The 12413-nt window shown below is 72.8% G+C and carries 8 protein-coding genes; 4 read left to right on the forward strand and 4 right to left on the reverse strand.

Annotated features, from left to right (window positions below; translation table 11 throughout):
• Positions 1–121: 121 nt before the first annotated feature.
• From sucB to ACFYYF_RS23685, 3 genes are all read right to left on the reverse strand, one after another.
• Positions 122–1906, reverse strand: coding sequence for a 2-oxoglutarate dehydrogenase, E2 component, dihydrolipoamide succinyltransferase (gene sucB, locus ACFYYF_RS23675; RefSeq protein WP_388778830.1), 1785 nt, complete (start codon positions 1904–1906; stop codon positions 122–124).
• Positions 1907–2054: 148 nt separating this feature from the next.
• Positions 2055–3443, reverse strand: coding sequence for a dihydrolipoyl dehydrogenase (gene lpdA / locus ACFYYF_RS23680; RefSeq protein ID WP_388778832.1), 1389 nt, complete (start codon positions 3441–3443; stop codon positions 2055–2057).
• A gap of 315 nt (positions 3444–3758) precedes the next feature.
• The gene (locus ACFYYF_RS23685) at positions 3759–5285 is read right to left on the reverse strand and encodes a leucyl aminopeptidase (RefSeq protein WP_388778835.1); all 1527 of its coding nucleotides are present in this window, start codon (positions 5283–5285) and stop codon (positions 3759–3761) included.
• Positions 5286–5631: 346 nt separating this feature from the next.
• Between ACFYYF_RS23685 and ACFYYF_RS23690 the strand changes: the two genes are divergently transcribed.
• The 4 genes from ACFYYF_RS23690 (at position 5632) to ACFYYF_RS23705 (ending at position 11577) form a co-directional block, all read left to right on the forward strand.
• Entirely contained in the window at positions 5632–7662 is a 2031-nt protein-coding gene (locus tag ACFYYF_RS23690) for a hypothetical protein (protein ID WP_388778837.1), read from the forward strand.
• 122 nt (positions 7663–7784) lie between these two features.
• On the forward strand, positions 7785–9308 hold the full coding sequence (gene pelF, locus ACFYYF_RS23695; RefSeq protein WP_388778840.1) for a GT4 family glycosyltransferase PelF: 1524 nt from the start codon (positions 7785–7787) through the stop codon (positions 9306–9308).
• Positions 9305–10933: a hypothetical protein gene (locus tag ACFYYF_RS23700; protein WP_388778842.1), complete on the forward strand. Its 1629-nt coding sequence runs from the start codon at positions 9305–9307 to the stop codon at positions 10931–10933. The genes pelF and ACFYYF_RS23700 overlap by 4 nt, the downstream gene beginning before the upstream one ends.
• Positions 10930–11577: a spherulation-specific family 4 protein gene (locus ACFYYF_RS23705; protein WP_388778845.1), complete on the forward strand. Its 648-nt coding sequence runs from the start codon at positions 10930–10932 to the stop codon at positions 11575–11577. Before ACFYYF_RS23700 ends, ACFYYF_RS23705 begins: the two co-directional genes overlap by 4 nt.
• Before the next feature lie 9 nt (positions 11578–11586).
• Here ACFYYF_RS23705 and ACFYYF_RS23710 read toward each other — a convergent pair whose 3' ends face one another.
• On the reverse strand, positions 11587–12381 hold the full coding sequence (locus ACFYYF_RS23710; protein ID WP_388778848.1) for an adenosylcobinamide-GDP ribazoletransferase: 795 nt from the start codon (positions 12379–12381) through the stop codon (positions 11587–11589).
• Positions 12382–12413 lie beyond the last annotated feature (32 nt).

The following is a 12413-nucleotide window of genomic DNA, read 5'->3' on the forward strand; positions in this document are numbered from 1 at the left end:
ATCCGGGGTCCGGAGGAAGAACGGTGGCCGGGGGAACCCCGGCGCGCACAAACACGGCACCCCCGTCCGGAGGTCCGGACGGGGGTGCCGTGTCAGCTTTTCCGCCTGCAGGCGGTGCGGGTCACAGGCCGAGCTCGACCTCGAACTCGCCCGCCTCCAGGATCGCCTTGACCGCGGTCAGGTAGCGGGCGGCGTCGGCGCCGTCCACCAGACGGTGGTCGTAGGAGAGCGTCAGGTAGGTCATGTCGCGGACGCCGATGACGGTGCCCTCCTCCGTCTCGATGACGGCCGGACGCTTGACCGTGGCACCGATGCCCAGGATCGCGACCTGGTTCGGCGGCACGATGATCGTGTCGAAGAGCGCGCCGCGCGAACCGGTGTTGGAGATGGTGAAGGTCGCGCCGGACAGCTCGTCCGGAGTGATCTTGTTGGCCCGGACCTTGCCCGCCAGGTCGGCGGTGGCCTTCGAGATGCCGGCGATGTTGAGGTCGCCCGCGCCCTTGATGACCGGGGTCATCAGGCCCTTCTCCGAGTCCACCGCGATACCGATGTTCTCGGCGTCGAAGTAGGTGATCGTGCCCTCGGCCTCGTTGATCCGGGCGTTGATGACCGGGTGGGCCTTCAGCGCCTGGGCCGCCGCCTTCACGAAGAACGGCATCGGGGAGAGCTTGACGCCCTCGCGGGCCGCGAAGGAGTCCTTCGCCTGCGCGCGGAGCTTCATCAGGCGGGTGATGTCGACCTCGACGACCGAGGAGAGCTGCGCCTGCTCGTGCAGGGCCTTCACCATGTTGTCGCCGATGACCTTGCGGATACGGGTCATCTTGACGGTCTGGCCGCGCAGCGGGGAGACCTCCAGGACCGGCGCCTTCTTGGCGGCGGCCGGGGCGGCGGCAGCGACCGGAGTCTGCGCGGCGACCGCGGCCTTCGCGGCCTCGGCGGCGGCGACGACGTCCTGCTTGCGGATACGGCCGCCGACGCCGGTGCCCTTGACGGTGGCCAGGTCGACGCCGTTCTCGGCGGCGAGCTTGCGCACCAGCGGGGTCACGTACGCGCCGTCGTCACCGGTGGTCGCGGCGGGCGCCGGGGCCGGGGTGACGGGGGCGGGCGCGGCCACCGGCGCGGGGGCCGGAGCCGGAGCGGCGGGCGCGGCCGGAGCGGCCGGCTGGACCGGGGCCGGGGCGGCTGCGGCCGGGGCGGCCGGAGCGGCGGGGGCCGGGGCCGCGGGGGCGGCCGGAGCCGGGGCGGGGGCGGCGGGTGCGGCCGGCGCGGGGGCGGCCGGAGCGGCACCGGGAGCGCCGATGACGGCCAGCTTCGCGCCGACCTCCGCGGTCTCGTCCTCGCCGACCACGATCTCCAGCAGCACGCCGGCGACCGGCGCGGGGATCTCGGTGTCGACCTTGTCCGTGGAGACCTCGAGCAGCGGCTCGTCCTCCGCGACCTCCTCGCCGACCTGCTTCAGCCAGCGGGTGACGGTGCCCTCGGTGACCGACTCGCCCAGCGCGGGCAGCACGACGTCGGTGCCGGAGGCGCCACCGGCGGGGGCGGCGGCCGGCGCGGGGGCGGCCGGGGCCGCGGGGGCCTCGGCGACCGGGGCGGGGGCGGCCGGAGCGGCGGCCGGGGCCGGAGCCTCGGCGGCGGCGGGAGCCGGGGCGGCGGCGGCCGCGCCCGTGCCGTCGTCGATGACGGCCAGCTCGGCGCCGACCTCGACGGTCTCGTCCTCGGCGACCTTGATGGACGCCAGGATGCCGGCGGCGGGGGAGGGGATCTCGGTGTCGACCTTGTCCGTCGACACCTCCAGCAGCGGCTCGTCGGCCTCGACGCGCTCGCCCTCGGCCTTCAGCCAGCGGGTGACAGTGCCCTCGGTGACGCTCTCACCGAGTGCCGGAAGGGTTACGGAAACCGGCATGGTTTCTGTTGCTCCTTATTGGGGTCTCCCCTGCCCGACCGGGATCGAGGGCTCGGGGAAGTGCGGAAGTCTGTGGTCGTCGTCGAGCCCTGCTCGACGCGGTGACTGGGAACGGCCGGTGGCCGGGGGGAACCCCCGGCCGGGCCGGTCAGTCGTGCGCGTGCAGCGGCTTGCCCGCGAGCGCGAGGTGGGCCTCGCCGAGCGCCTCGTTCTGCGTCGGGTGGGCGTGGATGAGCTGGGCGACCTCGGCGGGCAGCGCTTCCCAGTTGTAGATGAGCTGGGCTTCGCCGACCTGCTCGCCCATGCGGTCGCCGACCATGTGGACGCCGACCACGGCACCGTCCTTCACCTGGACGAGCTTGATCTCGCCCGAGGTGTTGAGGATCTTGCTCTTGCCGTTGCCCGCGAGGCTGTACTTCAGGGCGACGACCTTGTCCGCACCGTAGATCTCCTTGGCCTTGGCCTCGGTGATGCCGACGGAGGCGACCTCGGGGTGGCAGTACGTCACGCGCGGGACGCCGTCGTAGTCGATCGGAACGGTCTTCAGACCGGCCAGCCGCTCCGCGACCAGCATGCCCTCGGCGAAGCCGACGTGCGCGAGCTGGAGCGTCGGGACGAGGTCGCCGACGGCGGAGATGGTGGGGACGTTCGTCCGCATGTACTCGTCGACCAGGACGTAGCCGCGGTCCATCGCGACACCCTGCTCCTCGTAGCCGAGACCGGCGGAGACCGGGCCGCGGCCGACGGCGACGAGCAGGACCTCGGCCTCGAACTCCTTGCCGTCGGCGAGGGTGACCTTGACACCGCTCTCGGTGTACTCGGCCTTCGAGAAGAAGGTGCCCAGGTTGAACTTGATGCCGCGCTTGCGGAACGCGCGCTCAAGAAGCTTGGAGGAGTTCTCGTCCTCGACCGGGACGAGGTGCTTGAGGCCCTCGATGACCGTCACCTCGGCACCGAAGGACTTCCACGCCGAGGCGAACTCGACGCCGATGACGCCGCCGCCCAGGATGATCGCGGACTGGGGCACGCGGTCCAGGACCAGCGCGTGGTCCGAGGAGATGATGCGGTTGCCGTCGATCTCCAGGCCCGGCAGCGACTTCGGCACGGAGCCGGTCGCGAGGAGCACGTGGCGGCCCTGGATGCGCCGGCCGTTCACGTCGACGGAGGTCGGGGAGGACAGACGGCCCTCACCCTCGATGTACGTCACCTTGCGGGACGCGATGAGACCCTGCAGACCCTTGTACAGGCCCGAGATGACCCCGTCCTTGTACTTGTGGACGGCGGGTACGTCGATGCCCTCGAAGGTGGCCTTGACGCCGAACTGCGCGCTCTCGCGGGCCTGGTCGGCGACCTCGCCCGCGTGCAGCAGGGCCTTCGTGGGGATGCACCCACGGTGCAGGCAGGTACCGCCGACCTTGTCCTTCTCGATCAGGGCGACGTCCAGGCCAAGCTGCGCTCCGCGCAGGGCCGCGGCGTAACCGCCGCTACCGCCGCCGAGGATCACTAGGTCGAAAACGGTGCTGGCGTCGTTCGCCACGTCACGTCCTCCATGCATGTGCGCCGTTACGCCGGGCACCTTTGTCCCTTGCGGGTGGTTGACCGGTCGGTCGGCTGGTGTCCGGCCGCTCTTTCTACGGCCCTGTGGTGGGGGCCCTGTCCTGCCGAGAACCCATCTTCGCACTTGTCGAGGGCGAGCGAGACGCCGGGCCGGTGTGTGGGACGTCTGATCCATCACGTCGACGGGGTGCGGAGCCGGGTGAACCTGCGGATTTCGTCGTGGGCGAAACCCCGGTTCGGCCATAAGAGCGGCCCCGGGCGCGTGACGCCCGGGGCCGCTGTGCCGTACGGGGACTCAGCCCAGGTCGCCCGCCGCCGTCAGCTCGGCGAGGCGGACCAGGGTGCGGACCGCGGAACCGGTGCCGCCCTTGGGGGTGTAGCCGAAGGGACCGGCCTCGTTGAACGCGGGGCCCGCGATGTCCAGGTGCGCCCAGGTGATGCCCTCGCCCACGAACTCGCGCAGGAACAGGCCGGCGACCAGGCCGCCGCCCATGCGCTCGCCCATGTTGGCGATGTCGGCGGTGGGGGAGTCCATGCCCTTGCGCAGGTGCTCGGGCAGCGGCATCGGCCAGGACTCCTCGCCGACCTCCTCGGAGGCCTCGACGATCGCGGCACGGAACGCGTCGTCGTTCGCCATCACGCCGAAGGTGCGGTTGCCGAGCGCCAGCACCATCGCGCCGGTCAGCGTCGCCACGTCGACGATCGCGTCCGGCTTCTCCTCGGACGCCTTCCACAGCGCGTCCGCCAGGACCAGGCGGCCCTCGGCGTCGGTGTTCAGGACCTCGACGGTCTTGCCGCTGTACATGCGCAGCACGTCACCCGGACGGGTGGCGGAGCCGGACGGCATGTTCTCGGCGAGCGCGAGCCAGCCGGTGACGTTGACCTCGAGGCCCAGGCGCGCGGCGGTGACCACGGCGGCGAAGACCGCGGCGGCGCCGGCCATGTCGCACTTCATCGTCTCGTTGTGCCCGGCGGGCTTGAGCGAGATGCCGCCCGAGTCGTAGGTGATGCCCTTGCCCACGAAGGCGAGGTGCTTCTTGGCCTTCGAGGAGGTGTACGACAGCTTGACCAGGCGGGGACCGGCGGCCGAGCCGGCGCCGACGCCGAGGATGCCGCCGAAGCCGCCCTTGACCAGCGCCTTCTCGTCGAGCACCTGCACCTTGATGCCGTGCTCCTTGCCGGCCGCGGTGGCGACGGCGGCGAAGGACTCCGGGTTGAGGTCGTTCGGCGGGGTGTTGACGAGGTCGCGGGCGCGGTTGAGCTCCTCGGTCACGGCGGTGGCACGCGCGAGGGCGGCCTTGTACGCGGCGTCCCGGGGCTTGCCGCCGAGGACGGCCACCTCGCCGAGCGGACCCTTGCGGCCCTTGGCGGCCTCGTTGCGGCCCGTCTCCTTGTAGGCGTCGAAGCCGTACGCACCCATGCGGGCGCCCTCGGCGACGGCACCGGCGTCGGCGGCGTCCGAGACCGGCAGCGCGAACGCGGCCTTCTTGGCGCCGGCGAGCGCGCGGGCGGCGACACCGGCGGCGCGGCGCAGCGCCTCGGCGTCGTAGCCGGCCTCGTCCTCGGGGACCGCTCCCAGGCCGACGGCCACCACGACGGGAGCCTTGAATCCGGACGGCGCGGGCAGCTTGGTCACCTCGCCCTCGGACCCGGAGGCGCCGAGGGTCTCCAGGATTCCGGCGAGCCCGCCGTCGTAGGCGTTGTCAACGGCCTCGGCGCCCGGTGCGACGACAGGGCCCTTGGGGCCCTTCGCGACACCGACGACGATCGCGTCGGCCCGCAGACCGGACGCTGCGGCGGTGCTGAGAGTGAGAGCAGTCACGGTGGTGAGATCTCCGCTTCCATTGAAAGTTCGTGTGGCCGAGAAGGGGTGGGTCGACCGGGCCCGACGGCTGACCCTAGATCCGTCCTCGGGGGCGGTCCTTGCCGGGGCCCCTGGCGGGCCGGGCGAGTACCCGGGACGAGCCTACGCTCGGGGCCGGGTTTCGCTCATTCCTGCGGTCGTTCACCCACAGGTGGCGCCGTGCCGGAATCCCGCCCCTCACTCCCGGTGACCTGAGACACACTCATCGTGTTCAGTGGGCACGCCGTCCACTGCTTTGCACTATTTCCACAGGTTCCCCATGGTTTCCACCCGTGGGGAATGCTGGAGGGGGAGAAAGCTACATATGGCACAGAGTCTGCATCGGTGGAGAGGGACGGCCGCCGTCCTGGGGGCCGCCGGACTCCTCGCGCTGGGCATGGGGGCGCCCGGCGCGACCGCGGCGGCCACGCCGCGGATCGATCTCAAGGTCCTGGTCGTGGACAACGGCGCGGGCCAGGTCGGAGCCATCACCGCGGAGCTGAAGAACGAGGGTGTCCCGTACACCACGGTCAACCTGGGCGACGCGAACCGCCCGACCATCAACGCGACGTTCCTGAGCGACACGGTGAACGGCGCCCCGCGCGCCAAGTACCAGGGCGTCGTCCTGCCGAACGAGGCGCCCTTCGGGGCGGGTTCGGCCGAACAGACCGCCCTGGAGACCTACGAGAAGACGTTCGGCATCCCGCAGGTCGACGCCTACACCTGGGCCCACCCCGAGGTCGGTCTCGACTACACCGACCAGAACGGCGGCTGGTCCGGCGTGCTGGACGGCCAGACCACCCAGATCACCGCGGCGGGCACGACCGGCCCGTTCCGCTACCTCGACGGACCCCTGACCTTCGAGGACAACGACCCGGCCGTGCAGGAGACCTACGGCTACGCGGCCCACCCGAGGGACGGGTTCACCAGCTACCTGAACGCGCCCAGCGGCGGTTCGATGCTCGGCCAGTACGAGCACGACGGGCGCCGCGAACTCGTGGTGACCTTCGCGTACAACCAGTACCAGAAGCAGTTCAAGGTCCTGGCACGCGGAATCGTCGAATGGCTCACCCAGGGAGTGCACCTCGGGCAGGCCAGGAACTACTTCTCCGTCCACGTCGACGACGTCTTCGCGCCGGACGCCCGCTGGGACTCCGAGCGCAACTGCACCCCCGGCGACATCGACTGCGCCGGCAGCGACGGCGAGGACACCACCACGCCGATCCGGATGACCGCGGCCGACGCCGCCTACGCCGCCCAGTGGGAGGCCGACCGCGGGTTCACGCTCGACATGGTCTTCAACGGAGGCGCGGGCGAGGAGTGGAAGGCCGAGAACGGCGGCACCGACGCCCTCACGGACCGCCTGCTCGCCGACAAGGCCAAGTTCCGCTGGATGAACCACACCTACACGCACCCGTTCCTCGGCTGCGTCCAGGACACCACGACCGTCCCCTGGACCTGCGCGAAGAACACCAACGGCACCACGAAGTACGTGAGCCGGTCCGAGATCTCCGCGCAGATCTCGGACAACAACAGGTGGGCGGCCTCCCACGGCCTGTCCACCGACCGCACCGAGCTGGTGACCGGCGAGCACTCGGGCCTCAAGACGCTGCCCCAGCAGCCCGTCGACAACCCGAACCTCGCCCGCGCCATGTCCGACAACGGCGTCAAGTGGACCGGGTCCGACAACTCCCGTGAGCCCGAGCAGCGTGCGGTCGGCAACGGCGTGATGACCGTCCCGCGCTACCCCATGAACATCTACTACAACACCGGCACGCCCGAGGAGATGGCCGACGAGTACAACTACATCTACACCTCGAAGGCCGCCGGCGGCAGCGGCGTGTGCGAGAACAACGCGACGTCGACCTGCCTGCCGGCCCCGCTGAACACGGCCACCGGCTACGCCGACTACATCGTCCCGGCCGAGGCGCGCACCGCGCTCGGGCACGCCATCGGCAACGACCCGCGTCCGCACTACGTCCACCAGTCCAACCTGGCCGAGGGCCGCATCCTCTACCCGGTCCTGGACAAGGTGCTCGACGGCTACAAGGCGATCTACGCCGACAACACCCCGCTGCAGAACCCCCGCCAGAGCGCCATCGGCACCGAGCTGCAGCGCCGCGCCGACTGGCAGACCGCCCTGGCGAGCGGCAGGGTCACGGCCTACCGCGTCGGCAACCAGGTCACCGTCACCGCCCCGTCCGGGACGCAGATCCCGGTGACCGTGCCCGAGGGGACGACCAAGCAACTCGTGGTCGGCACCACCCCGTTCGGCACGGCGTACGCGGGAGCGCGCAACGACTGGACCAAGCCGGAGCTTCTTCAGTCCGCGGTCAAGCTGAACCTGCCCGCGTAAGCACGGCGGCAACGCGGCTCAGGACGCGCACCCCGGCCCGACCGGCCGGGGTGCGCTCGTGAGCCGTGCGACGGGGAGCCGGGGGGCTCTCCGGAAGAAACAGTCCCAGGGGGGAACCACGCATGATGCGCACCGGCCGTCATGTCACCATGCTCACCGAAGGCACCTACCCACATGTCCACGGCGGGGTCAGCACCTGGTGCGACCAGCTGGTCAAGGGCATGCCGGAGGTCGACTTCCACATCGTCTCGCTCACCGGCAGCGGCCGCGAACCCGTGACCTGGGAGCTGCCGCCCAACGTCTACCGGCACACCCGCGTACCGACCTGGGGACCGCGCCCCGGCCGCGCCCGCCCGCCGCTGGGCCGCGCCCAGCGCCGCTTCGCCGAGATCTACGAACGCTTCCTGCTCTCCTTCCTCGACCCCGACTCGGCCGAGGACTTCGGCGACGCCCTGTTCGAGCTGGCCGCACTCGCCCGCGACGGCCGCCTCTCGGCCGCCCTGCGCGGCGAATCGGCACTGCGCTCGCTGATGTGGATCTGGACCATGCCGCATCTGCCGACGGCCGCCGCCCGGCCCACCGTTCACGACGCGCTCACCGCGACGGACCTGCTGGAGCACGCGCTGCGCCCGCTCGGCGTCAGGATTCCCGAGGACAGCGTCGCCCACGCGGTCAGCAGCGGCCTCGCCACGCTGCCCGCCCTCGTCGCGCACCACCTGGACGGCGTCCCGTTCCTGCTCACCGAACACGGCATCTATCTGCGCGAGCGCTACCTCGGCTACCGCGGCGCCGAACAGCGCTGGCCCGTCAAGGCGTTCATGCTCGGCTTCTACCGCGAGCTGAACTCCCTCGGCTACCGCGCCGCCGACCTCATCACCCCCTGCAACCAGTACAACCGCCGCTGGGAGGAGCGCGGCGGCGCCGACGGGGACCGTATCCGCACGGTCTACAACGGAGTCGACCCGCACGCCTTCCCGCACGCGGGACCCGAACCCGCCGTGCCCACCCTCACCTGGTGCGGCCGCGTCGACCCCATCAAGGACCTGGAGACGCTGCTGCGCGCGTACGCCATGGTGCGCGCCGAACTGCCCGAGACCCGGCTGCGGCTGTTCGGTCCCGTACCGCCCGGCGGAGAGGCGTACCGCACCCGGCTGGAGAAGCTCGCCGCGGAACTGGGCGTCACCGACGGGCTGACCTTCGAGGGCCGCATCACCGAGGTGTGGCGCGCCTACGCGGCCGGCCACGTCGTCATGCTGTCCTCCATCTCGGAGGGCTTCCCGTTCTCGATCATCGAGGCCATGTCCTGCGGCCGTACGACGGTCTCCACGGACGTGGGCGGGGTCCGCGAGGCCGTCGGCGACACCGGCATCGTCGTCCCGCCGCGCGAACCGGAGAAGATGGCCGCGGCCGCCCTCACCCTGCTGCGGGACGAGGAACGACGCCTGGAACTCGGCGAGTTGTCACGCCAGAGGGTCATCGACCGCTTCACCCTGCGCCGTTCCGTCGACGCGTTCAGGACGGTCTACCAGGAACTGGCGGGCCGGCCCACGGTGTACGAACCCGCCGTGGAGACCGTCGACGACTGGACCCTCGAACTGCGCGACCCCTGGTACCAGGCCGTCGCCACGGACGGGACCGGCTGGTGAGCGGCTCCCTGCGCACCCGGCCCGGAGCCCACGAGGCCGTCCGTCCCCTGGTGCCGAGCCAGCGCCGCGCGGCGAGCTGGGGAAAGCCCGACCCGATCGACGAACTCGCCGCCAAGCTGGCGGAGTTCGTCACCGCCGCCGTCCATCCCGACGAGGTGGCCGCGCTCCTCGAATCCGACGGCCTCTCGGACGACCAGATCCGTGAACGGTACGGCGTCACCAACTCCTTCGCCCTCGCCGAGGAGTTGTTCGCCCGGGTCGACCGGGCCTATCCCGAACCCGGGACACCGGCCCCCGACCCCTGGGTGACCGGCCTGATCGGCTGTCTCCTGCGGGGCGTCGTCTTCGCCCTCCCCGGCCTCGGCTACGTCCTCGCCGCACCGCTCCTCGCCGGCCCGAGGGGCGCCTTCGGCCTGCCGGCCGGGACCGTTCCGATGCTCGCCGGGGCGCTGTGCGGCTGGACCTGGAACCAGGGGCTCGCCCACCGCGCGTACACCTGGATGGGGCTCGGCGACCGCTCGGCCGCCCGCCGCGCCCTGCTCGTCGGCACCCCGGCGGGTGTCCTGCTCGGCTCCCTGGTGGCCTTCGCGGCGGCGGGCTCGGCCGGCCCGGGCGCCGTCGCCTTCGCCGCCGGACAGTCCGGCTACCTCGGCGCGGCCACCGTTCTGCTGGTCATGGGCAGGGAACGCACCCTGCTCGCCGCCCTGGCCCCCATGACGGCGGGCGCGGCCCTCACCGTGTTCCACCCGGTCCCCGACCCGGCGCGCGTGACCCTGCTCCTCGGCTCCCTGGCGGCGGTCGCCCTGCTCGGACTCCTCGAAGTCGCCCCGGTGGTAAGGGAGCTGGGCGAGGGAAGCTGGGGTGCGGGACTGATCGCGCTGCTGCCGCAGGGCACCCTGCGGGGCGGCGCCGGGCCGTCCGCGCGGACCGGCGAGCCACGGGCCGCCTCCGCGGGCCGGCCGGCCACGGGGAAACCGGTGACGGCCACGGGCCGCCTCGGCACCCTCGCCGCACGGCTGCGCGCCCGCCGGTCCGCCCCGCGCCGGCACGCCGGAACCGTCGCGTACGCCCTCTTCGGGCTCGGCGGCGGTGTCCTCGTGCTGTACGCGGCGCTCGGCGACGTCCTGACCGGGGCGCGCGCGGCGGTCGCCGCACCGGCCGCGGTCGCCCTGACCCTCAGCATGGGCCCCGCCGAGTGGCTGCTGTTCCGGTTCCGCAGCGGCAGCCTCGCCGGACTGCGCTCCAGCACCTCGGCGAGGAGTTTCCGGCGGGCCGCCGCCGGCGCGCTCCTGAGGTGCCTGACCGGCTACCTCGCCGCGCTGCTCGTGCTCGGTCTCGGCGTCTCCGCGCTGTGGCCGCACGCGCCCGCGGCCGCGGACGGGGTCAGACTCGGCGGACTGCTCCTGCTGGGGGTGGTGATGTGGACCGGGCTGCTGCTCCAGTCCTTCGGCGCCGTCACCGGCACCGCCGCCGTCGTCTGCGCCGCCGCGCTCGTCCAGACCGCGGCGCTGGCCACGCACACGGGCGACGCCCACTGGGTGGGCCTGATCGTCCACGGCGCGGCGGCGGGCGCGCAGAGCGTGCTCGTCTGCGCCCGGCTGGGAAAGGTGACGGCCCACCGGTGAAGACCCTCCTCGTCCCGTACTACGAACACCCGGCCGTCCGCCCGGCCGAGTGGGACGCGCTCGTCGCCGCCGCGCCCCGGCTCCACGGCGTGGTGCTCAACCCGGCCAGCGGACCCGGCGACCGCCCCGACCCGGAGTTCGCGGCGGTCGCCGCCCGGCTGCGCGCGGCGGACGTCCGCGTCCTCGGGTACGTGGACACGGCGTACGGGCGCAGGCCGCTCGGGGACGTCCAGGACGAACTGGCCCGCCACCGCGACTGGTTCGCCACCGACGGCGTCTTCCTGGACCAGGTGGCCGCGACGGAGGGCGAGTTCGGCTACTACCGGCGGCTCTCGACCGCGGTCCGTGGCCTGGGCGGCGGCACCCTCGTCCTCAACCACGGCACGGCACCGCACCCTTCGTACGCCGGAATCGCCGACGTACTCGTCACCTTCGAGGGCACCTGGGCCACGTACCGCAGGAAGCCCCCGCCGCCGTGGAACGGCACCGGCGTGAGGCTGTGCCATCTCCTCCACGCGGCACCGGCCGGAGCCGACGCGGCGGCGCTGGCGCGGGAACGGGGGGCCGCGCTGTTCTGCGCCGTCCCCGGCACCGGAGACCATCCGTGGGGCACCCTGCCCCACGGTCTGGTTCCCGCCCCGTGACCACGGTGATCAGCCCAGACAGAGCACCACGAGCGCGGTCGTCGCCGCCGTCTCCGCGAGGCCGCCGAACACATCGCCGGTGATCCCGCCGAAGCGCCCGGTGCAGTGCCGCAGCAGCAGTTCGGCGGCCAGGACGGACAGCACCACCGCCACCGCGGCCCGCCCGACGTCGTACGTTCCGACGAGCGCGCCGCCGCCCGCCGCCGCCCCGGTCACGGCCGCCGCCACCAGCAGCGCGCCCCGTACCGGCACGGTGCCCGCGACCGCCGCGCCGAGCCCCCCGGGGCGGGCCGCGGGCACCCCGGTGCGGGCGGCGAGCGTCAGGGCGAGGCGGGCCGCCACCGCCGAGACGACGGCCGCGAGGACACCCCGGCCCCACGAGACCTCGTACGCCTGGGCGAGTGCGGCCACCTGGGCGAGCAGGACGAACAGGAGGGTGATCACACCGAACGGCCCGATGTCCGACTGCTTCATGATCCGCAGCGCGTCCTCGGCGGGCTTTCCGCTGCCCAGTCCGTCGGCGGTGTCGGCGAGACCGTCGAGATGCAGGCCCCGGGTCAGCGCGGCCGGTACGGCGGCGGTGGCCACGGCCGCGAGCAGCGGGCCCGAACCCATGGCCAGCAGCGCCACGCCCGCCAGGGCCGCGCCCGCCCCCACCACCAGACCGGCCAGTGGGGCGCACAGCATGCCGCCGCGCGCCGCGTCACGGTCCCAGCGGGTCACCTTCACCGGGAGCACGGTGAGGGTGCCGAAGGCGAAGCGGAGGCTGTCGGGCACGGAGGCGCCGGAGGCGGTCTTGGACATCGGCGCAGGCTACCCGGACGCCCGGAAGGCGG

The organism is Streptomyces sp. NPDC001914, assembly GCF_042891215.1.
GTDB lineage: Bacteria > Actinomycetota > Actinomycetes > Streptomycetales > Streptomycetaceae > Streptomyces.

Coding starts and splice junctions, on each gene's coding strand:
- ACFYYF_RS23710 (WP_388778848.1), bottom strand. CDS start 12,381: ATGTCCAAGACCGCCTCCGGCGCCTCCGTGCCCGACAGCCTCCGCTTC.
- pelF (WP_388778840.1), top strand. CDS start 7,785: ATGATGCGCACCGGCCGTCATGTCACCATGCTCACCGAAGGCACCTAC.
- sucB (WP_388778830.1), bottom strand. CDS start 1,906: ATGCCGGTTTCCGTAACCCTTCCGGCACTCGGTGAGAGCGTCACCGAG.
- ACFYYF_RS23690 (WP_388778837.1), top strand. CDS start 5,632: ATGGCACAGAGTCTGCATCGGTGGAGAGGGACGGCCGCCGTCCTGGGG.